Source organism: Streptomyces sp. NPDC002785 (assembly GCF_040295565.1).
Classification (GTDB): Bacteria; Actinomycetota; Actinomycetes; order Streptomycetales; family Streptomycetaceae; genus Streptomyces.
Genome location: NZ_JBEOVN010000035.1, coordinates 1 through 21,019, shown reverse-complemented (window position 1 = coordinate 21,019; position 21,019 = coordinate 1). Strand labels below are relative to the sequence as shown.

Annotated in this window: 20 protein-coding genes and 3 pseudogenes; 17 read left to right on the top strand and 6 right to left on the bottom strand. The window is 69.4% G+C overall.

From position 1 onward, the window contains the following. Nucleotides 1-7: 7 nt before the first annotated feature. Nucleotides 8-781 carry a glycosyltransferase family 2 protein gene (locus tag ABTZ94_RS11905; protein WP_351200040.1) on the bottom strand — a complete coding sequence of 258 codons (774 nt, stop codon included), beginning with the start codon at nucleotides 779-781 and terminating at the stop codon, nucleotides 8-10. A 64-nt stretch (nucleotides 782-845) separates the two neighbouring features. Here ABTZ94_RS11905 and ABTZ94_RS11900 point away from each other — a divergent pair. The 12 genes and pseudogenes from ABTZ94_RS11900 to ABTZ94_RS11845 form a co-directional block, all read left to right on the top strand. Continuing rightward, nucleotides 846-1,307 (top strand): annotated as a pseudogene (locus ABTZ94_RS11900) (nucleotide sugar dehydrogenase); the annotation flags it as partial. 432 nt (nucleotides 1,308-1,739) lie between these two features. After that, a complete protein-coding gene (locus tag ABTZ94_RS11895; RefSeq protein ID WP_351200091.1) occupies nucleotides 1,740-3,077 on the top strand; it encodes a tyrosine-type recombinase/integrase in 1,338 nt (445 codons plus the stop codon). A 91-nt stretch (nucleotides 3,078-3,168) separates the two neighbouring features. Beyond that, on the top strand, nucleotides 3,169-4,941 hold the full coding sequence (locus tag ABTZ94_RS11890; protein WP_351200038.1) for a hypothetical protein: 1,773 nt from the start codon (nucleotides 3,169-3,171) through the stop codon (nucleotides 4,939-4,941). Further along, complete coding sequence (locus tag ABTZ94_RS11885; protein WP_351200036.1) at nucleotides 4,938-7,025, top strand: hypothetical protein; 2,088 nt, start codon at nucleotides 4,938-4,940, stop codon at nucleotides 7,023-7,025. The genes ABTZ94_RS11890 and ABTZ94_RS11885 overlap by 4 nt, the downstream gene beginning before the upstream one ends. Then, on the top strand, nucleotides 7,022-7,450 hold the full coding sequence (locus ABTZ94_RS11880) for a hypothetical protein (protein WP_351200034.1): 429 nt from the start codon (nucleotides 7,022-7,024) through the stop codon (nucleotides 7,448-7,450). Before ABTZ94_RS11885 ends, ABTZ94_RS11880 begins: the two co-directional genes overlap by 4 nt. A gap of 364 nt (nucleotides 7,451-7,814) precedes the next feature. After that, entirely contained in the window at nucleotides 7,815-8,777 is a 963-nt protein-coding gene (locus ABTZ94_RS11875) for a DUF4129 domain-containing protein (protein WP_351200032.1), read from the top strand. Then, nucleotides 8,774-9,310 carry a hypothetical protein gene (locus ABTZ94_RS11870; protein WP_351200030.1) on the top strand — a complete coding sequence of 179 codons (537 nt, stop codon included), beginning with the start codon at nucleotides 8,774-8,776 and terminating at the stop codon, nucleotides 9,308-9,310. The genes ABTZ94_RS11875 and ABTZ94_RS11870 overlap by 4 nt, the downstream gene beginning before the upstream one ends. 65 nt (nucleotides 9,311-9,375) lie before the next feature. After that, entirely contained in the window at nucleotides 9,376-10,383 is a 1,008-nt protein-coding gene (locus tag ABTZ94_RS11865; protein WP_351200028.1) for an AAA family ATPase, read from the top strand. After that, a complete protein-coding gene (locus tag ABTZ94_RS11860; protein WP_351200026.1) occupies nucleotides 10,380-11,720 on the top strand; it encodes a DUF58 domain-containing protein in 1,341 nt (446 codons plus the stop codon). The genes ABTZ94_RS11865 and ABTZ94_RS11860 overlap by 4 nt, the downstream gene beginning before the upstream one ends. After that, nucleotides 11,717-12,319 carry a hypothetical protein gene (locus ABTZ94_RS11855; RefSeq protein WP_351200024.1) on the top strand — a complete coding sequence of 201 codons (603 nt, stop codon included), beginning with the start codon at nucleotides 11,717-11,719 and terminating at the stop codon, nucleotides 12,317-12,319. The genes ABTZ94_RS11860 and ABTZ94_RS11855 overlap by 4 nt, the downstream gene beginning before the upstream one ends. 155 nt (nucleotides 12,320-12,474) lie before the next feature. Further along, nucleotides 12,475-12,978, top strand: a complete 504-nt coding sequence (locus tag ABTZ94_RS11850) for a DUF6247 family protein (protein WP_502967228.1) — start codon at nucleotides 12,475-12,477, stop codon at nucleotides 12,976-12,978. Nucleotides 12,979-13,116: 138 nt separating this feature from the next. Beyond that, nucleotides 13,117-13,719 (top strand): Uma2 family endonuclease, encoded by a 603-nt coding sequence (locus ABTZ94_RS11845; RefSeq protein ID WP_351200086.1) that lies wholly within the window; start codon nucleotides 13,117-13,119, stop codon nucleotides 13,717-13,719. 109 nt (nucleotides 13,720-13,828) lie between these two features. On the opposite strand, the gene ABTZ94_RS11840 is transcribed toward ABTZ94_RS11845, so the two are convergent. After that, entirely contained in the window at nucleotides 13,829-14,626 is a 798-nt protein-coding gene (locus ABTZ94_RS11840) for a trans-aconitate 2-methyltransferase (RefSeq protein WP_351200022.1), read from the bottom strand. An 87-nt stretch (nucleotides 14,627-14,713) separates the two neighbouring features. Between ABTZ94_RS11840 and ABTZ94_RS11835 the strand changes: the two genes are divergently transcribed. Further along, nucleotides 14,714-15,211, top strand: coding sequence for a MarR family winged helix-turn-helix transcriptional regulator (locus ABTZ94_RS11835; protein WP_351200020.1), 498 nt, complete (start codon nucleotides 14,714-14,716; stop codon nucleotides 15,209-15,211). On the opposite strand, the gene ABTZ94_RS11830 is transcribed toward ABTZ94_RS11835, so the two are convergent. Beyond that, nucleotides 15,170-15,973, bottom strand: coding sequence for a LuxR C-terminal-related transcriptional regulator (locus tag ABTZ94_RS11830; protein WP_351200019.1), 804 nt, complete (start codon nucleotides 15,971-15,973; stop codon nucleotides 15,170-15,172). The two genes, ABTZ94_RS11835 and ABTZ94_RS11830, sit on opposite strands and share 42 nt — an antisense overlap. Nucleotides 15,974-16,236: 263 nt before the next feature. Here ABTZ94_RS11830 and ABTZ94_RS11825 point away from each other — a divergent pair, with 263 nt between their 5' ends. Then, nucleotides 16,237-16,680, top strand: coding sequence for a GNAT family N-acetyltransferase (locus tag ABTZ94_RS11825; protein ID WP_351200017.1), 444 nt, complete (start codon nucleotides 16,237-16,239; stop codon nucleotides 16,678-16,680). Here ABTZ94_RS11825 and galK read toward each other — a convergent pair. The 3 genes from galK to galT are packed head-to-tail and all read right to left on the bottom strand — an operon-like array spanning nucleotide 16,673 to nucleotide 19,856. Beyond that, entirely contained in the window at nucleotides 16,673-17,839 is a 1,167-nt protein-coding gene (gene galK, locus ABTZ94_RS11820) for a galactokinase (protein ID WP_351200015.1), read from the bottom strand. The genes ABTZ94_RS11825 and galK overlap by 8 nt on opposite strands. After that, complete coding sequence (galE, locus tag ABTZ94_RS11815; protein ID WP_351200013.1) at nucleotides 17,836-18,816, bottom strand: UDP-glucose 4-epimerase GalE; 981 nt, start codon at nucleotides 18,814-18,816, stop codon at nucleotides 17,836-17,838. The genes galK and galE overlap by 4 nt, the downstream gene beginning before the upstream one ends. Further along, nucleotides 18,813-19,856 (bottom strand): galactose-1-phosphate uridylyltransferase, encoded by a 1,044-nt coding sequence (gene galT, locus ABTZ94_RS11810; protein ID WP_351200011.1) that lies wholly within the window; start codon nucleotides 19,854-19,856, stop codon nucleotides 18,813-18,815. The genes galE and galT overlap by 4 nt, the downstream gene beginning before the upstream one ends. A 194-nt stretch (nucleotides 19,857-20,050) precedes the next feature. On the opposite strand from galT, the gene ABTZ94_RS37820 reads away from it, so the two are divergent. The 3 genes and pseudogenes from ABTZ94_RS37820 (at nucleotide 20,051) to ABTZ94_RS11800 (ending at nucleotide 20,978) form a co-directional block, all read left to right on the top strand. Continuing rightward, nucleotides 20,051-20,179 carry a hypothetical protein gene (locus ABTZ94_RS37820; protein WP_502967227.1) on the top strand — a complete coding sequence of 43 codons (129 nt, stop codon included), beginning with the start codon at nucleotides 20,051-20,053 and terminating at the stop codon, nucleotides 20,177-20,179. Beyond that, nucleotides 20,140-20,676, top strand: a pseudogene (locus ABTZ94_RS11805) (sodium:solute symporter family transporter); the annotation flags it as partial. The gene ABTZ94_RS37820 and the pseudogene ABTZ94_RS11805, both read left to right, overlap by 40 nt. A gap of 15 nt (nucleotides 20,677-20,691) precedes the next feature. Beyond that, nucleotides 20,692-20,978, top strand: a pseudogene (locus ABTZ94_RS11800) (hypothetical protein). Nucleotides 20,979-21,019 lie beyond the last annotated feature (41 nt).

Genomic DNA, 21,019 nt, shown 5'->3' with positions numbered 1-21,019 from the left:
GAGAGCCCTAGATCCGCGACTTACGCAGCGAGTGCCACACAGCGCCGGCCAGCGCCCGCGACGCCCGGGGAACCGACAGCCGCTCGTGTTCGCGGTACAGCGACCAGTTGTACGGGACGAGCGACAGCTTGTTGGAGGACAGCGATCCCGCACGGTGGGACCTATACACCGCCAGCGGCTCGGGAAGGCCCCGGGCGTCAACGCCATCACGCATGATCGACAACCACAGGGCGTAGTCCTGTCGCTTAGGCATCTCCGGCATCAGCCTCTTGCCAAGGACGGTGCGGTCGTACATGGCGGTCAGAGCCCCGATGTGATCCTGGACCAGCATCGCGCGGTAGTCCACGTGTTCTCGCGCCCGGACCATCCGCCCATTCGGGATGAAATCGGTGCTCTCGCCGTCGTAGTCGGCGTCCATCTTGTAGTAGGAGGTGAACGTCAAAGGCGCATTCGCCGTCGCAGCGAAGTCGATTTGCCGCTCAATCTTCTCTGGAAGCCACATGTCGTCACTGTCAAGAAAGGCGACGTAATCCCCCCTGGCCCGTTCGACAGCGAGGTTGCGTGCCCGGCCTGCACCGCCCCGTTCGGGTGCCGACTCCGGCAGGACGCGCTTGTCCTGCCGAGCGAATTCCATGAGCAGGTCCATGGAGTCATCGGAAGACTTGTCGTCGGTGACCAGAAGCTCCAGGTCGCTGTGGGTCTGCGTGAGCACCGACCGGATCGCTGCGCCGAGAGTCGCTGCCGAGTTGTACACGGGCATCACGACAGAAACCAGGGGCACAGCTTCTCCTTCTTGGCCGGAGACGACGGTCCATTCAAGCACTGCGGTCGTACGAGGAGTTGCCATGTATGTTGTTGTCGCTGGTCAGGGCTACGTGGGCCTGCCGCTTGCCGTACGCGCCGCAGAGGTGGGCCACCGTGTCGTCGGCTACGACGTGGACCCGCACCGCGTCCAGCAGATCGCCACTGGCGAGTCGTACGTGGAGGACGTGGCGTCCGCGCGGCTCCGCGCAGTGCTGGACTCCGGGGCCTACTCCGTGACCGCCGAAGCCGCCGCGCTGCCCCGGTTCGACATCGCGGCGATCACCGTGCCGACCCCGCTCCGGGACGGGGTGCCCGACCTGACCTACGTCGAGTCCTGCGCCCAGACGCTGGGCGAGCACCTGCACCTCGGCGCGACCGTGGTCCTGGAGTCCACGACCTACCCCGGTACCACCGAGGAGCTGGTGTTACCGATCTTGGAGAAGGCGTCCGGCCTGACCGCGGGCGCGGACTTCCACGTCGGCTTCAGCCCCGAGCGCATCGACCATGCGGAATTCGACTACGCGACGGTCCTTGAGCACGCGCCGTATGTGCTCGACTGTCGTAACCGGCTCTCCGGCACGAACGTCGATGTGCTGTGAGCGACGGCGCTGGAGGGCCGGCCTGGCCGACCCGGCCGCGCCGAAGGGCTTCTACTCCGGGGCGTACGTGATCACCGACCGGTTCTCCAGACACTTGAAGTTGTCTCATCCGAGTGACATCGCGGCATCTCCCAGCACACCTCCGACCGGCACCGAAAGACTGCACGTTGCCAGAGTGGTGACGCATGCCTGTGGGGTCACGTGCAGCTGTTCTTCACCGACCAGCGGAAGGTCTGGAAGGTCGGCCAGGTCGCTGGATTGAGTCAGGCAGAGCTGTCAGCTCTGTTCACCCGGCGTCTGGTGCCTTCGGGTACGCCGATCCTGCTGGATGAGGCGATGCGACCGGTCGAGCCGGTGTCATCGTGGTTCCGGTCGCTGGCGCTGGAACGCAAGGACGCCAAGACGATGCGTTCGTACGCGTACTCCGTGCTGATGCTGCTGCACTTCCTGCTGGCCCGTGAGAGGGATCTGCAGTCAGTCACGGAGACAGACCTTCGGGAGTTTCGTCTGTGGCGGCAGGACGAGGCAGAGGAGGTGGTCGGTGACGCCGCCTGGGACCGGGACTGGGCCGCCATCGAGTCTCTTTACCGGTATCTGATCCGGATCGGTGTCGTCACCCGGCAGCCCTGGCGGGCGACACCGCAGCGTGACAACCTCGCCAGCAGAATCCGCCCTGACCTGCGCGTACGGCACATGGAGCTTGACCAGTACCTTTACCTGAGGGACGTCGGATTCGGGGGACTGGCTCCGGACGCCGGGCTGGATGTCTCGTTCCGGGGCTGGCGGCCGCACCGAAACCGCGCTGCCTGCGAACTGGCGCTGATGACGGGGATGCGGATCCAGGAGTGGTCCACTTTGCTCCTGCCCGAGGTCGGTCTGGTAGATGGCCTGCGGCCGGCGTTCGCGGACGTCGAGCTGAAGGCTTGCGCCAAGTTCGGACGGCCGCGCTCGGTCTATGTCGCGCCGGACCCGATGGAACTGCTCGATCCCTACCTGCTGCTCGAACGTCCGGAGATCGTGGCGAAGGCCCAGCGCTCACTTCGACGGCGGCACCGAGAGCTGTTCGTGATCCAGCGCCTGGAGGCCGACGGCACGAGGGTCCGCGGGGTGCTCGACGGCCGGACGATCACGCGCACGATCAAGAACATGAAGCCGGACCTGCGACGTCTGGCGGTGCTGGAGACCGGTGACGGCCTGGATCCGCTGGCGCTGTTCATCGGTCAGGGCGGCAAGATGCTCACCTTCTCGGCTTGGGACAAGACCCGCTGGAGGGCCTGGGACCGGATAAAGGCGTGGGCTGGCGACCGGCAGGCGCCGGTGCTGCCCAGGCGGTGCTGGGTCTATCACGACCTTCGGCACACCTTCGCCTTGCGGCTCTTGATCTTTCTGACGCGGGAAGCCCTGAACGACGCTGAGGATCAGGGGCTGCCGATGTCCACGCTGCTGGACCACATGACTGGCAATCCGCTGCTGGTGGTGCAGCGCCGTCTTGGCCACGCGCACCCGTCGACCACCTACCGCTACATCCGCTACCTGAAGGACCCGATACGGGAGGTCGATGACGCCTTCCGCGAGTGGACGGCCGCCGGCGGTGCCTCCTACATCACGATCGCCCGCAGCCTGATGGACTTGGAGGACGCTGGCCATGCCCCGTCGCGGCCATTACACCCGTGATTTCCCCGCTCCTGTTCCTCGCCCTGCGGCCCCGGCCCGGGTCGGCGTTCGCGGGGTGTCGACGGTCGACGGTCAGGGCCGCCCTCGGACGGTGACGTTCGATCCGGCACGCTTCACCTGCGCGAAGCTGGCCGGGGAACTCGCGGATGAGTGGGTGGAGTTGGTGGAGGACGCCCGTTACGGGCCGACGTCGGCGACGCACTACCGTCAGACGATCGAGGCGTTCTGCACGCACGTCGATGCCACGGTCCCCCGGCCGCACCTGGCGAGTCTGGCGGGAACCGAACCGGACCTGCATCACGCGGTGACGGAATGGGTCCGTCTGCTGCCCTCCCGGCACAGGCCCGGCTCGCGAAGTCCGGCCTGGCATGCGGGTCGGCTGAGGACACTGATCGGGCGGCGGTCGCTCCACGCCGAGCGTGTGGTTGCTGGGCACTTGCACGGCTGGCTCGAAGGCGCCCTGGGATTGCGTCGGGGGGAGACCACTGAGCTGGACGAGTTCTCCCGGGCCGACAGGAAGAAGATTGTCCAGGCCGCATGGGCCGCCCGCTTGGACGTCGAGAGACGCCTCGCTCGCGGCTGGGACCTCGTGGCCCGCGGCCGTGATCCACGCGAGGGCGGCTGGACCGAGGAGGCCAACCTCCTGTGGGTGATCGCCCACGATGCCCTGAACTGCACGGAGATCAGCAAGGCTCTTCCGTCCTGGCGGGACATGCCGGTGAGCCTGCGGCAGCTGGCACCGGCCGGCACCCAGCCGGTCGCCGCCAAGGTTGCTGTCGTCAGGGGCCTGGTGAGGCAGTTGTTCCTGCACAACTCCGATCTGCAGGCTTATCGGATCTTGCTGATGGCAGCCACTGGCCGGGCCCCGGAGGAAGTGGCCGCGCTCACCGAGCACGACATCGAGTTCGGCTCCTCCAGCGTGACCATCGACTTCAGCAAGGGTCGGGCCCGTGCCCGAATGCGCCAGGCATTCAGCACACCGGAGGCGGAGAGCCCGGCTCTGCTGCACCCGGCCCGGCCCCGGCTCGATGCCGGGGAGATCTGCCGTCGGCTGCTGGAACTGAACAGGCCGCTGGCCGAGCGGTTCGGCATCTCCCCCATCCCGCTGTTCCTGCGGGCGGCAATGTTTTGGCCGCAGGTCACGCCCGCCAGGCTCGACCGGACGTCGACCTTCGCCGGCTGGCTGCGAGAGCGAGGGCTGTCAGTCGACGGCCAGCCGGACATCCGGCGTCTGCGCAAGTCCAGCAAGGTCGAGAAGGCCATCACCTTCAAGGGCCGCGTTAGTGACATCGCCGACGACCACTCGGTCCAGACCTTCCACCGCCACTACGCGCACGGCACGACCTTGAAGGTGATCGCCGGCAGCGTAATCACCGCAGCGCAGACGTGCTGGCTCGACAAAGCGGTGGCCGGTCCCGTCGTGCTGGGCGAGGAAGCCGAGCAGTCGCTGGGCCAGCCGGGTTCTGCCGAGGCCCTGGGGCTGTCGGAGGAAGAGGTCGAACAGCTTCGTACCGGGCAGCTCGACATGGGCGTCTCCAGTTGCAGGGACCCCTTCGCCTCTCCCTACGGACGCGCCGGCCAGCTCTGCCCGGTCGCCCCCACCCGCTGCCTCGAATGCCGCAACGCGTTCGTACTGCCCTCGAACCTGCCCCAGCTTCTGCTCTTCTCCGACCATCTCGAACGCCTCCAGCTGCGGCTGTCGCCTCAGCTCTTCCACACGCTCTGGGGACAGAGCCGCGTCAACGTCACCGAAGCGATCAAGGCCCGCACCGACGCAGAGATCGCTCAGGCCCGCCGCCAGATCGCCGACGGCACAGCGGCCCTGCCTCTCCCCCTCTCGGCACACGTGGAGTTCGACGCATGACCAGCCGCCTGCCGCTCGCCCTGCCCGTCTCAATCTTCCGGGACGACGAACCCGTCATCCAGTCCCACCCCGTCCTGGAAGGCGCCTGTCCGCCACTGTTCGGCAACACCGGCTGCTGGGACCTGAACGGCACCGTCCGCAGGGCCCCGAACCTGGCTGCCGCCGGCTTCCGCGTGATCTTCCGCGAGCTGGACCCTCACTGGAATCTCCTGGCCCGCGAGATGGCCATGATCTGGTTCAACCCGCGCCACCCAGCCGTACTCGCCCACGGGCTGCATCTTCCGCCCGACCCGGTGGCACCGCACACGGTCTCCCAGCGCATCGGACACCTGCGAGCCCTGCACGCCTACGGCGTCTCCCGACAGCTTCCCCCATGGGTCGGCGACTGGCGCGACGACGACTTCAAGACCTACATCGAGCACCGCTGCCAGCAGGGCGAAGCGGCCAGCGCCACCGGACACGTCCACGTGATCAAGACCCTGCACCGCTTCCGGGGAACACTGGCCAGCGGGCTGATGCGCGATCCCTGGCCCGACACCAGCACGAACGCCGTCGTCGACCACCCCACCGTCCCCGAACTGAAAACCCCGGTGATCGGGCCGGAGACATGGTTCCCGCTCGTCCGCGCTGCATGGACCTACATCAACGACTTTGGCCCCGACATCCTGCGAGCACTCGAATACTGGCGCCGTCTTCAGGCCGAAGCCCGCCCGCTGTCCACGGCCGAGGCGGACACCCGCTTCACCGCGTGGGTCGCCGACCCCGGCAACAAGGTCCCAGTGCACCAGCTCACGGGGAGAACAACCGTGAACTGGCAGCTGCTGACCTTTCTGATCGGGTTCGAGTCCCGCAAGATGGCCTTCTTCACCAAGCAGAACCGCGCTGGCCTGGCCCGCCGGGCCACCGCCGAACGGCTCGTTGCCGAGGGCCGCATCCGCACCAATCTGGTCGACGGACTGCGCGAGGTGTCCAAGCCGGACGGCAGCCGCGGCCCCTGGCACGACAGTCTCCAGCCCCGCGAACTCGCGGTCGAGTGCCTGGCTTTGCGCAATGCCTGCTACGTCTTCGTCGCCGCGCTGTCGATGATGCGTGACTGCGAGATCCGCGAGATCCGCGAGATCACCAAAGAGGCTCTCACCGAGTACTTCGGCACCCCGGCGGTGAAGTCGGTCAAACGCAAGCTCGACCCCGACTTGCCCACCGCCCACTGGTGGATCATCGCACCGGTTGCCCAGGCCATCGAGACCGCCATGCACCTGTCGATGAGTGACACCCTCGCCTTCGCGGCGGTCACCCCGCGCTTCCACGGCAGTGGCTTCACCAGCCAGACCGCCATCAGGTGCTTCATCCAGCACGTCAACCGTCACCGGAGAAGCACGGGCCTTGCCGAGATCCCTTCCAGCAAGGTCACTCCGCACATGTTCCGCCGGACCATGGCCATGCTCACCCGCGACTATCCTGGATCGGAAATCGCTGTCGGGATGCAGCTCAAGCACGCAGCCACCCGAGCCCTGGCCAATCGCTGGACCCAGGGCTATATGGATCACGATCCCTCCTGGGCCCGTCTCCTCACCACCGCCATCGCCGAACGTCGGTTGGAACGGGTGAGGGACCTTTTCGACGCCGACAGCCGCGGCGAGGCTATCGGCTTCGGGCCCGGCGCTGACCAGATGCGTTTGGCCTTCGCTGCCGTCCGGGAGAAGGCCGAAGCCCTCCGAGCGAGTGGGAAGGCCCAGCGAGGGGACGTTCGCGTCGAACATGGCCTGCTCAAGCGCACGCACCTGTCGATCCGGTTCGGAAAGCTCAATCACTGCACCATGGACGAGAACAACCCCGTCGGCGCGAAGTGCCTGGAAGATGCCATCGTGCCTCCGGGGCACCGAGGGCCACTCATCGACCGCTGCCAGCCCGCACGCTGCAGCAACAGCATCATCGCCCCCGAACACCTGCCGATCTGGAAGGCCGAGCGCGATTCGCTGAGCCGGCTCCGTGACCAGCCACGGCTGCCCCCGAACCGCCGAGCTGCCATCGACGAACAGATCCGTGACGTCGAACTCGCGCTCAGGAAGGCAGAGGGCGCATGAGGGAGGCCTCTCAGCTCAAGGTCTCTGCACGGGCCGAGAAGGCACTGCGGGAAGCTATGGAGCGACTTTTCACCGGCCGACCGGCCCGTACCGACGGCAAGCTGACAAAGAACAACCTCTGGCGGGAGGCCGGCGTCAGCCGAGCCACCATGAACCGCGCCACCGACGTGCTTGCTGACTGGGACGACCATATCGGCCAGAGCCCGGCAAGTCTCCACGACCAACGGCAAACTCGGGAAGTCGCTGACCTTCGCCGCCAACTCAAGAACAACCGGCAAGAGCGACAGCAACTCCAGGACCAGGTCGACGCAGCCGCTACCGTCATCGCCGTCTTGCTTGCGGAGAACACAGCCCTTCGCGAGCAGGCCACCAAACAATCGGCCGTCATCACCCCCCTCGACCGCGCCCACTTCATTTCTGAGTGAAGACGCCTTGGCCCTACAGGCCGTAGGCGCTTGTTTGTCAGCCCTCAGCTACACCTCAACGCGCGCACTCGGGGGCCTTCTCCGTGGGCAACGCGCGCATTCTTCGCGGGCCTGTTCGTCATGATGACCAACCCGGTCACCCACCTCCTCACACAGGTGTGGCGTCGCCTTCACGCCGGACACCGCCGCTGCGTGCCCGTCCGGCCGTGGCCGAGAGACGGCAGGAAAAGGTCCGTAAGGATTGCCGTAAATCGGCAATGAAGCGGCGCGCCTCTCGTGTCAGGATTCCGTCAAGTCGGGGATCGGCGACCGGTGACTGGGAACGGCGCGTATGGCCTGGCCGATCACAAGGGAGGGGGGTGGCGTGCGGCTGCAGCGACGGCGGCACAGCACGATCGGCGCCGCACAGGCCGCGTTGGCCGTGTTGGTGGTGGGCGGAGTGGCCCTTGGAGCACTGCTGCTGCACCCCGACACGGGCCTGTTAACCAAGGGCCGTGGGCCGCTCGGCGGCAACCCCGTCCTCGTGGTCGGCCTCGCCCTGCTGTCACTGCTTGGCGGCTTGGCGCTGCGCGAGAAGTACCAGGAGCAGGTAGGCGCCGCCCGGGAACTCAACCCGGTGGAACAGCGGATGGTTGACGGCGTGAGCCGCGTCCTGCTGGCCGCGACGCTGGTCGTCCCACTGCTCGTCATGGTCCTGCACCAGTTCGGTTCATCCGGCAGCAGCCACGGGGGCGGCCACGAGTCGTTACCGCTTCCCAGCCCGCGGCAAGACCCGGTACCCACCCCGCCACCCGCACAGCATGCCGGGCACGCTGGCCACAGCATGCACTTCGGGCTGACGCGCATCCTGCTCGGTCTCGGCATCGCCCTGCTTGTCGTGGTCGTCATGATCGCAGGGCTGCATCTGTGGCGGTATCTGACCCGGCCGCCGGCGCCCGAGGCCCCGGCGACGTACGCGACGCTCGACGACGAGCGGGAACGCCTGGCCCAGGCCGTGGACTCCGGGCGCCGTGCCCTGCTGGACGGAACCGACGCCCGCGCGGCCGTCATCGCCTGCTATGCCGCCATGGAGGAGTCGCTCGCCGACTCCGGCGTAACCCGGCGCGCCTCGGACAGCCCGCAGGATCTGCTGGAGCGGGCCGTCGCCGGCGGCCTGCCCACGGGGGCGGCCGCCGCCGCGCTCACCGCGCTGTTCCGCGAGGCCCGCTACTCCACACACCTGATGGACGGCAGCCACCGCGACCGGGCCGCGGCCGCGCTCGCCGATATCGCCGACGGCCTGCGCTCGCGGACGCCTGAACCCGAAGCCGTGACGGGTACCTCATGAAAGCGCCCGCCCGGATACGGGCCATCGTCAACTCCGTACTCAAAACGCCCGGTTCGCTACGGCACTCGCTGGCCGTACTGGGCATCGTCGCAGTCGCGAGTGAAGTGCTGCTCGCCCTGGCCGACGGTGCCGCCGCGGCCGCCACCGGCCTCGCCCTCATCACCGCAGTCGCGCTGGCCCTGGGGTGCTATGCCGCGGGCGGTGCCGCCCAAGACAGCGGCTATCGCAAACCGATGCGCCTGCTGGACAGCCGGGCCCCGGCCCTCGACGGATGGCAGCGCATCGTTGCCAGCACCTTCGCGGACGACGGCGCAGCGCACCTCGACACCGTCATGCGGCCCCAGTTGCAGCGGCTGTTCGCCGCCCGGCTGGCCGAACGGCACGGCGTGGCGATGTACCGGAACCCGCAGCGGGCCCGGGCACTGGTCGGAGCTGAGCTGTGGCCGTGGATCGATCCCGAGGCGACCACTCCGCAGCCCACACTCCCCGAGCCCGTCCTGCGCTCCCTGCTCGACCGCCTGGAAGCCCTTTGACCGGTGGCGCTGCGGCCGACCCCGCAGCCCGCGCACCCCGACCCCTGCCCCGTGAGGAACCGACCGTGACCAGCCCGCAACCCATTCCGGACCACGACACCCTGACTCCCCGACAGGCGGGCGAAAGGGCTGCGGCCGTGCTCGACGAGATCCGCACGGCCGTGGTCGGCAAGGCGGAACCGCTGGCGCTGGTGATGCTCGGCGTCCTCGCCGGCGGCCACGTCCTCATCGAGGACCTGCCGGGACTCGGGAAGACGCTGCTGGCACGCTCCTTCGCCACCACTCTCGGCCTGGACTTCCGCCGCATCCAGTTCACCCCCGACCTGCTGCCCTCCGACGTCACCGGAGCTCCGTTCTACGACCAGCGGACCGCCGACATGGTCTTCCGGCCCGGACCGGTCTTCACCCAACTGCTGCTCGCCGACGAGATCAACCGCACCCCGCCCAAGACCCAGGCCGCGCTGCTGGAGGCGATGGCCGAGTCCCAGGTGTCCATCGATGGAAGTACCCGGTCGCTGCCGAAGCCCTTCGTGGTCGTCGCCACCGCCAACCCCATCGAGTACGAGGGCACGTACACCCTGCCCGAGGCCCAGCTCGACCGGTTCCTGCTGCGGGTTCGCATGGGCTATCTGGCGGCGTCCGAGGAGGCAGGCATGCTGCGCGCGCGTGTCGATCGGGCGGCGCCCGAGGCTGTGCTGCGCACGCTCAGCGGCCCGGGCGAGGTGCTGGCCATGCGGGCCGCCGTCGAACGCGTCGAGGTAGACGACGACCTGCTGGAGTACGTCGTCGCGTTGGTCCGCGCCACCCGGGCCCACCCTCATATCCAGGTCGGCGCCTCTCCACGCGGCGGCCTGGCCCTGGTGCAGCTCGCCCGCGCCCGTGCCGTCCTGGACCTGCGGGACTATGTGACCCCGGAAGACGTCAAGTCCGTGGCGATGCCGGCTCTCGCGCACCGGGTCACCCTCAAGCCAGAGCTGTGGGTCCGGCAGATCGACGGCGACGACGTGATGCGCGAGATCGTGCAATCCGTGCCCGCCCCGCAGACCTTGCCGCGCACGCCGATCGCGTCATGACAGAGCCCATGCTGGCCCGCAGAGCGGCCGCCGCCGTTCAACGGGCCCTGGACGGCCGCCACGACGTGACCGCCCAACCTCCGCCGCCGCCCGGCTGGCGCGCCGGTGAACGCGCCCTGCGGCTGGGCACGTTGGGCGTCGTCGCGCTGGCCGCCGCGCTGGTCACCGGGCGCCCCTGGGTACTTGCTCTCGCCGCCGCGCCCCTGGTGCTGCTCGCCCTCGCCCTGCCGAGCGGGCCGTGCCCGGAGGCGGTGACGGCCGAGGCCGAGGTGGAGCCGCGGCGGTGCTTCGAAGGCGAGCAGGTGACAGTGCGGATCACGGTGTCCTACGACGGTGAGACCGGCCGCCTGGACCCCGGCGTCACCCTCGGTCACGGGGTCCGGCTCGACCACCTCGCGGTCGGTCCGCACCGAGTCGATCTCGTCCTGACCGTGCAGCGCTGGGGCCGCTGGACGCTCGGCACGGTCGACGTCGACGTCTACGACCTCGGCGGGCTGGCCCGGCGCACCGTACGAGCCGAACTCGGTGAGATCGCCGTCTTCCCGCTGCCCGAACACGCCGGTCTCACGCCCATCCCGGTCCGGCTGCCGCAACGGCTCGGCGAGCACACCGCCGCGCACCGCGGCGAGGGCGTCGAGGTCACCGGCGTGCACCCGCATGTGCGCGGCGAACGACAGCGGCGGATCCACTGGCCGGCCACCACCCGCCGCGGCACCCTGCAGGTCCACCAGTTCGCCGCGGAGCGCACCGTCGACACCGTGGTGCTGCTGGATGTGCTCGCCGACGTAGTCAACCCAGTCACCGGCGCGTCCACGCTCGACGAGACCTTTCGGGCCGCTGCCGGGCTGGTCCGCGCCTACCTGCGCACCCACGACCGGGTCGGCGTCGTATCGGTTGGTGGCGCGACCCGCTGGCTGCAACCGGGCAGCGGCCAGGGGTACTTCTACCGCATCGTCGAGAGTGTGCTGGAGGTCCGCAAGGACCGCGCGTACCGCACGGAGGGACTCAGCCTGCTCCCACCGCCCGCGTTGCCCGAAGGAGCGCTGGTGTACGTCATCACGCCGCTGACCGACCAGCGGATTTTCGACATCCTGCACCAGGTGCGCGGACGGGCCAACCCGATGATCGTGGTCGAGATCCCCACCGGCGACCCAGCCGTGGAACCCGGCGACACCGAAGCCGAACTCGCGCTGCGGCTGTGGCGGGCCGACCGCGACGCCATGCGCTTCGCCTTGATGGAACGCGGCATCGCGGTCGTCATCCACCAGCCCGGCGAGACCCTCGACCTCGCCCTCGCGCCGCTGCTCCGCACCCGCATCCACAGGGGGACCCGATGACCACCAGCCCCGCCCGGATCGCCAGGCTCGGCCCCCGCCCCGCCGGCAGCCGAGCCGCCCTGCTCATCGCACGTCTCACCTCCCGCATCACCGACCGACTGCTCGGAACGGCCCTTGCCGTCGCCGCCTGCAACCCGCCAGCCGCCCTGCACGCACCATTGCTGGTCAGGATGCTGGTCCTGGGGGCGGCGGCGGCCGCGTGGTGGGCCGCTCCGATGGTCGACGCCCGCCCCGTCTCGACCTCCATGCGCTGGCGGACCGTCGCGGCCCGCCGCAGGACGACCGTGCTGCCGGCCACGGCGATCGCGGTCGCCGCGGCCACCGGCCCCCCTCTCTGGCTAGTCGCCTGCATCGCCGCCCTGCTGCTCGCCTACCTGCTCGTCACCGACGCCTGGACAGCCGGTGTCACCGCCCCGCCCGGTCCCCCGCAGGCGACACCCGCACTCGCGGCCGCCGCCGCGACCGCAGTGGTGCTGCTCGCCGCCCAAGCGCCGGTCGCGAGCACTTCATGGGCACGTCTGCCCGCTTCACTCGCCATCGCCGCGACCACGGTTTGCCTAGTACTGGCGCTGCGCACCCGTCGCAGCCCGCCCGGCTGACCGCCGAGACCACTGGCGGGTTTGGCGCTTATCCCGGCGACACCCCAAAGATCGTCAAGTGGGACCGAATCTCACTGCCAGGGGGCCAGGTCTCGTTGTCAGAAGCCAACTGCCGACCTGTCTCATGAGACACATCGAATTCTGGAGAACGACGGTTGGAGACGTACGCGGGCGACGCACTGGACCAGCAGCGAGGCGCGACAGCACGCAGCCGGATCACCGGACGCGATCCGGTGAACAGCCAGCAGGCACCATGCCTACGGCTCCGCCGGTACGGTACGAAGACCGATCCACCCGCACCGGAGGTCACCGTGAGCATGCAGCCCGGCGGTCCGTGCGGACCTCTGATCCCTATGCCGGAACTCACCCCCGCCGCGTTGCGGGCCACCGTCGCCCGCATCGCTCCGAGCAGGGTGCCCGCACTCACCCAGCACTTGTTCGAAGCGACGACGAACGCGCAGGAGACCCAGAGCCTCGCCCCGCTACGCGCGTTCATCCACTCCTGGGCGGTGTTCATCGCTATCGAGCGGCACCCGGAGCGCGCCGCACGACTCCGCGAGTTGGAACACATCGTGGATGCGGGCGAACAGGACCCGACGGACGCCATTGCCAAGATCCGTCTGATTCGAGAAGAAGCTGAGGCAGAGGCGAGTCTGTGACTGACTGGACCTGGGACTGCAACCCCAGCGCTGAGCACATCACGACACCGGCCCGGCGTCACTCTTTGCGATGACGCCGCTCGATTCCGGCCGCTACCGTGGGGGAGCAGGCCAAGAATCCCGTCCATGGGAGGAACCATGACCGCCGAGCCGATCGCCGGGCACAGCAGCCGCTGGCCGGTGCCGCCCCAGGACGGATACACGGTGGACGACCTGTTCACCTTGCCCGATCTCCCGCCGCACACAGAGCTGATCGACGGGAGCCTGGTTTTCGTGAGTCCGCAGCGAGATTTCCACAGCACGGTGATCGATCTGCTGATGGCCGGGCTGCGCAGCACGGCGTCGCCCGGGGTGAAGATTCGCCGGGAGATGACCGTGGTGCTCGACCGGCGCAACGGCCCCGAGCCCGACATTTCCGTCGTCCGCGCCGACGCCGTCACCGGGCCCGACCTCACCCGCTTCCAGGCCGCCGACGTCCTCCTCGCCGTCGAGGTCGTCTCCCCCGACTCCGAGGCCCGCGACCGCAACGCCAAGCCGCAGAAGTACGCCGCGGCCGGTATCCCGAATTTCTGGCTGGTCGAGATGGCCGGCACCGACCGGCACCCGGTGGTGCGGGTCTATGAGCTGGACCCGGTGACCAAGGCGTACGCGCTGACGGGGATCCACCACGACCGGCTCAAGACCGGTGTCCCGTTTCCGGTCGACATCGACATCACTCTGGACGCGCTGAACGAGCTGTGATGCTCAGCCGCCCACCCGCTCCAGGACCTCCAGCCGGTTCCCCACCGGGTCGTGGCTGAAGAAGCGCCGGTGCCCCGGCAGGTCGTCGTCCCAGTTCACCTCGGCGCCATCACTTCTCCTTGCGGGCCACGGCGAAGATGCGGCGGAACGGGAAGACCGTGCCGTGCGGGCCCGCCGGGTACGCGGCGCGGAGCAGATCGCGGTACTCGGCGAGGAACGCTTCGCGGGCCTCGGGGTCATCGGCCAGGGCGCTCAGGACGGGGCGCAGGCCGGTGCCCTTCACCCAGTCGAGCACCGGGTCCTCGCCGTGCAGCAGATGCAGATACGTGGTCTCCCAGACGTCCGCCACGATGCCGGGGGCCGTCAGCGCGTCGAGGTAGGCGGCGGGGCTGAGTACCGCGTCGGCGTGACGCAGCTCGCCGGCCAGACGCTCGCGCCAGCGCGGGGACTCGGCGAGCTCCCGCATCAGGACGTGGCTGGGCTGGTCGAAGTTGCCGGGGACCTGGAAGGCGAACGTACCGCCGGGCGTGATCGCGCCCAGCCAGACCGGGAAGCGGGAGGCGTGGTCCGGGACCCACTGGAGCAGGGCGTTGGAGACGATCAGGTCGTACGGCTCCGCGGGGGTCCAGGTCGTGGCGTCGGCCTCGGCGAATTCCAGGAGGGGGCCGGCGTGCGCCCGGGCCTGCTCCAGCATCTGCGGGGAGTTGTCGTAGCCGGTGATCCGGGCCTTCGGCCAGCGGTCGGCAAGGAGGACGGTGACGTTCCCCGCTCCGCAGCCGAGGTCGGCGACACGGGGTGCGGGGGCGGCCGGGGGCTCGGCGATGCGGGCCAGGAGATCGCGGAAGGGGCGGGTGCGATGGTCCGCGTGGCGCAGGTACTGGTGCGGATCCCAGGTGGGTGCGGTCATGGGACCAGGATCACGTGAGAGTATCTTGATGTCAAGACACTTGAATTCAAGAGACTTCATGTCGACAGACCCTCTACACTGATCCACATGGAGGACGAGGTCGACCGATTGGTCGCTGCATGGCGCCGCGAGCGCCCCGACCTCGACGTGGAACCACTCGAGGTGCTCAGCCGCGTCTCGCGCCTGGCCCGCCACCTGGACCGGGCCCGCCGGATCGCCTTCTTCGAGCACAATCTGGAGCCGTGGGAGTTCGACGTACTGACGTCGCTGCGTCGCGCGGGCGCTCCTTACCAGCTGTCCCCCGGTCAGCTGCTCACCCAGACCCTGGTCACCTCGGGCACGATGACCAACCGCATCGACCGGCTGACCAAGAAGAACCTCGTCGAGCGGCTCCCCGACCCCAGCGACCGCCGCGGCGTACTGGTCCGGCTCACCGCCGAGGGGCGCGACAAGGCCGACCAGTCGCTGGCCGGCCTGCTGGCCCAGGAGCGCGCCATCCTGGGCGAGCTCTCCACCCAGCAGCGCGGTGAACTGGCCGGACTGCTACGCCAGTTGACCGCTCCGTTCGACAACATCCCCGGCTAGGACCCGGGTCGGCTCCAGATCGACCGGTCCGACACCCGCCCGTCGGGCCAGTGCGACCGCGGCCAGCGTCGAGTGCACGCCGAGCTTCCCCAGCACGTTCTGCATATGCGTGCGCACCGTGTGCGGGGAGAGGTAGAGCCGCTCCGCCACCGCCTTGCGGCCCAGGCCCGCCACCATGCAGCGCAGCACCTCGCGCTCGCGCGGGGTCAGCGACTCGACCAGCTCCTCGCTCTCGGTGCGGTGCTTGCGCGCTGCCGTCAGCTCCCGCAGCACGCCCGTGAGCAGGGCCGGAGGCAGGTGCGTCTCGTCGCGCAGCACCCCCCGCACGACCGTGAGCAGCCGTTGCAGCGAGCAGTCCTTGGCGACCCAGCCCGAGGCCCCGGCCTGCAGCGCCAGCGCGGCCCGGAGCGGGTCGTCCTTCTCGGCGAGCACCACCGTACGCACCGAAGGCCGACCCGAACGGACCCCGGCGACCAGCGAGATGCCGTCCACCGGGCCGTCCTGACCGCCGCGGGGGACCGGGACGGGTGCCCGGCGGCCTCTCGCCGCGGCCAGGATGCCCAGTTCGGCATCGACCAGCATCACGTCGTAGCCCCGCCCCTCGGCGGCCGCTCGCTCCAGACAGCGCAGCGCGGCGGGGCCACTGCCCGCCGCCGCCACATCGACGTCCGGCTCGGCCGCGAGTGCCGTTGCGAGCGACTCGGCGAAAATGCGGTGGTCATCCACCACGAGAACCCGGATACGAACCACAGGCACCCCCATGCCGCGTCTGTTGCCGGGCCACCCCCGGCCCGCCGAGGGTCGGAACGGCGCGGGTACGGCCGCCCGGATCGGGGAGATGGACCGCAGTCCCACGGCCGCCGCCGTGTTTCGACTGCAACCCGCCCCGGGCGCCGTACCCGACTGTCTCGTACCCCTGAATCAGCACCGGCCCCCACCGGTGCTGTGCATCAGAGTACGGCCGGGGCGCCGCTACGGAAGCCGATTCGCAGAACTGACCTGCTCTGCTCCGTAGGCTGTGGTGCATGTTCCGTCTTGAGACAGAAGTGGACAAAGGGCGGCGTACCCTGCTGAGCCGGCGACTGCGCGACGAGAACACAGCCGGTTCCCCTGAGCTCCGCGCGCTGCGCACCGATCCCGCCGGGCAGGAACTTCCCCTGGAAGTATGGGTGCTGGACGAGCTGGGCGCCGTCGCCGGTGGTCTGACCGGCCGCACCTGGGGGCACTGGCTCCATGTGGACCAGCTCTGGGTCGACGCCCGCCACCGCGGCTGCGGCCTCGGCTCACGGCTGCTCGCCGAGGCGGAACGGGTGGCCGTGGCGGACCGGGCCTGCACCCGCTCCCGGCTGGAGACCTGGGGTTTCCAGGCTCCGGACTTCTACCGGAAGCGGGGCTACGAGGTGATCGGGCAGGTCGAGAACTACCCGCCCGGAGTGACCGAGTTCATCCTGATCAAGAACCTCAGCTGAGACGCCGGGCACCCGCCGAGGGAACGGCGGGGAAGATCCGCGGCGCCGCGTACCCCGCCGAAGCGAACGCCTCCAGCACGGACTTGGCGACCGTGTCCGCCTGCGCCTCGTCCACCAGCACGATCGCCGAGCCGCCGAAGCCGCCGCCGGTCATCCGGGCACCGAGCGCCCCGGCCTCACCCGCCGCCGACACCACCAGGTCCAACTCGGGGCAGGAGACCCGCAGATCGTCGCGGAGCGAGGCATGCCCCGCGTCCAGGACCGGGCCCGCGGCCCGCACATCGCCCGCGTCGAGCAGCGCGATGACCTGCTTCACGCGCTCGTTGTCGCTGACCACATGGCGCACGTAACGCACCACGGACTCGTCGACACCGGCCTCGGCCAGGGTGTCCAGGGCCGCGCCGAGCCCCTCGTACGACAGCTCGCGCAGCGTCCGCAGGCCGAGCACGGCGGCCCCCGCCTCGCAGCCGGCCCGCCGCTCGGCATACGCGCCGTCGCCGAGCGCGTGCTTGACCTGGGTGTCGACGACCAGCAGCCGCAGCCCGTGGGCGGCCAGGTCGAAGGGGACCTGGCGCTGGGTCAGGTCACGGGTGTCGAGGTACAGGGCGTGGCCCTCGGTGCAGCAGGCGGACGCCATCTGGTCCATGACCCCGCACGGCACGCCGACGAAGGCGTTCTCGGCACGCTGGCCGATGACCGCCAGCTCCGAGGCGGAGAGCCCCAGTTCGAAGAGGTCGTTCAGAGCCAGCGCGGTGACGACTTCGAGGGCCGCGGAGGAGGAGAGCCCGGCGCCGGTGGGGACGGTGGAGGTCAGCTGGATGTCCGCCCCGGTGACGGGGTGACCGGCCTCGCGCAGTGCCCAGACGACTCCGGCCGGATACGCCGCCCAGCCGTGCCCCTGATGCGGGGCCAGCTCGTCGACCCGGAGCCGGACGACACCACCCGGTACGTCGGCCGAGTGGAGCCGCAGCTCGCCGTCGGTGCGGCGGGCGACGGCTGCCCGCGCGGTGTGCGGCAGCGCGAGAGGCATCACGAAACCGTCGTTGAAGTCGGTGTACTCGCCGATCAGATTCACCCGGCCGGGCGCCGCCCAGACTCCTTCGGGAGCACTCCCGTACAGCTCGGTGAAGGCGGCGGTCGGCTCGCTGTTCCCGGTCATGGGGCGGTGGGCTCCTCTCGGCGGGCGAACGTCCAGGCGTCGGAGACGATTCCGGTCAGGTCCGCGCGCGACGGCGTCCAGCCGAGCCGGTCCCTGGCGGTGGCGGCGGAGGCGACCAGCACGGCGGGGTCACCGGCCCGGCGCGGGGCCGCGGTCTCGGGGACCGGGTGGCCGGTGACCTCACGGACGGTCTCGATGACCTCGCGCACCGAGAAGCCGTTGCCGTTGCCGAGGTTGCAGATCAGGTGCTCGCCCTCGGTGGCCGCGTCCAGGGCCAGCAGGTGGGCCTCGGCGAGATCGGCGACATGGATGTAGTCGCGGACGCAGGTGCCGTCGGGGGTCGGGTAGTCGTCGCCGTACACGGAGATCGACTCGCGCTGCCCGAGGGCGACCTGGAGGACCAGCGGGATGAGGTGCGACTCGGGGCTGTGCCGCTCCCCGCAACTGCCGTACGCCCCGGCCACGTTGAAGTAGCGCAGCGAGACGGCGGCCAGCCCGTGCGCGGCCGCCTCGCCGGTGATCATGTGGTCGACAGCGAGCTTGGTGGCGCCGTAGGGGTTGGTGGGCGCGGTCGCGTCGGACTCCGTGATGGGGGTGGTGACCGGTTCGCCGTAGGTCGCGGCGGTGGAGGAGAAGACCAGCGTCCGCACCCCGGCGTCCCGCATGGCGGCGAGCAGCGCCACGGAGCCGCCGACGTTGTTCACCCAGTACTTCTCCGGGGCCACGACGGACTCGCCGACCTGCGAGTACGCGGCGAAGTGCAGCACCCCGTCGTAGGAGGCGTCCAGCCACTTGGCCGCGTCCTGGATGCGGCCCTCGATGAACTCGGCCCCGGCAGGGACGCCCTCCAGGAACCCGGTCGACAGGTCGTCGAGGACGGTGACCGCGTGACCGGCCTCCAGCAGATGCTGGGCGACCACGCTGCCGACATAACCCGCGCCACCGGTGACCAGGTACTTCTTCTGGGGCTTGCTCACTCGCTCGCTACCTCTCGCAGTCGCTGGGCCGCGGCCTCCGGCGGCACATCGTTGATGAACACGTTCATGCCGGATTCGGAACCCGCGAGGAACTTCAGCTTGCCCGAGGTGCGTCGGATGGTGAAAAGCTCCAGATGGAGCCCGAAGTCCTCCCGCCCGGAGGCACGGAACGGCGCCTGGTGCCAAGCCGAGATGTACGGGGTCGGCGGCTCGCCGGGGCCGAAGATCCGGTCGAATCGCCTCAAGAGTTCCAGATAGATCCGCGGGAACTCCGTGCGCGCCGCCTCGTCGAGCCCGCGCAGGTCGGGGACGCGGCGGCGGGGGTGGAGATGGACCTCGTACGGCCAGTGCGCCGCATACGGCACGAAGGCGACCCAGTGCTCACCACTGATGACGATCCGCGAGCCGTCCTTCTCCTCGCCGGCCACCACGTCGTCGAAGAGGTTGCGGCCGGTCTCGGCGCGGTGGGCCTCCATCGAGCGCAGCATCAGCTCGGTGCGCGGGGTGACGAAGGGGTAGCCGTAGATCTGCCCGTGCGGATGGCCGAGCGTGACGCCTATCTCGGCGCCCCGGTTCTCGAAGCAGAACACCTGCTCGACCTGGTCGAGCTCGGCGAGTTCGGCGGTGCGGTCGGTCCAGGCCTCCAGGACCAGGGCGGCCTGGTCCTCGCCGAGGTCGGCGAACGACGCGTCGTGGTCGGAGGTGAAGCAGACGACCTCGCAGCGGCCGGAGTCACCGGCGAGCGAGGGGAAGCGGTTCTCGAAGACGGCGACGTCGTAGTCCGCGTCGGGGATCTCGCTCAGTCGGCCGTCCCGCGAGGGGCAGAGCGGGCACTCGTCGGCCGGCGGGTGGTAGATGCGGCCCTGGCGGTGCGAGGCGATGGCGACGCTGTCACCGAGGAACGGGTCACGGCGGATCTCGGACGATGTCGAGACGGCATCGAGGGGCCGTCGGTCGACGGCGTCACGCACGACGTCGTCGCGGCTGTCGTAGTAGAGCAGCTCCCGGCCGTCGGCGAGCGTCGTAACCGTCTTCTTCACCAGATTCCTCCAAACATAACCAAACACAATGAATCACAACTCAACAGGACCGTCAATGGCGCAAACGGGGCACATGTGAGCAGGATCTCTCCCGCTTCCTGCCTGGATTTATCGGCGATGCGATCACAATCAAACAAAGAACCCCAGGAAGAGTGTTCATTTTTTGAACACAAGAGCGGTCACTGCCCGCCTGGGTGACCGGGCTCGCCTTCGTCGCGGCCAACCTCGGTGCCACCGAGATCCTCGGCATGGCGGCGACCGGCGCGCAGTACGGTGTCTCGTGGACCAGTCGGACGCGTACTACCTGCGCTTCGGCCGGCTGATCACGGCGATCGGGGTGCTGGCCTCCATCGGCACGGCCTTCATCGCCGCCAGCTTCTCCAACATCATGAGCTACCTCCAGACGCTGTTCTCCTTCTTCAACGTCCCGATGTTCGTGGTCTTCATCATCGGCATGTTCTGGAAGCGGGCCTCGATGAAGTCCGGTGTCTGGGGCCTGGTCGCGGGCACCACCGCCGCGATGGTCAACTACTTCGTGATCTACAAGCAGGGCGTCATCGACATCCCCACCGACCAGGGCGCCAACTTCGTCTCCGCGATCGTCGGTTTCGTCGCCGGTGCGGTGGTCATGGTCGCCGTCACATTCTTCACGGCCCCGAAGCCCGAGGCCGAACTGGCCGGTCTGGTCTACGGAACCGAGTCCCCGGACGCCGAGGAGGCACCGGCCGAGGGCGACAACGCCTGGTACCGCAAGCCGGCCCTGCTGGGCTGGGGCGCGATCGTCCTCGCCGCCCTGTGCTACGTCCCCTACTCGTTCTGATCGGAGGAACTCACCATGTCCGACCTGCACAAGGAAGTCTCCGAACTGGAGCAGAAGTCCGCGACCGCGGCCCGTCTCTTCGACATCCGGCGGATCATCGGCGGCCTCTTCGTGGTCTACGGCGTGATCGTCACCATCGCCGGGATCAACCCGTCCGATCGGACCTGAAGAAGGCCCAGGGCGTCCACATCAACCTGTGGACCGGCCTGGCCATGCTGGCCCTCGGGCTGTTCTTCCTGGTCTGGCTGAAGCTGCGCCCGGCGCAGGCGCCGGCTGACGGCCCGGACCCGGCCGACGGCTGACGTACCGCCTTCAGCAGGGGCCCGGCGGCATCACCCGATGC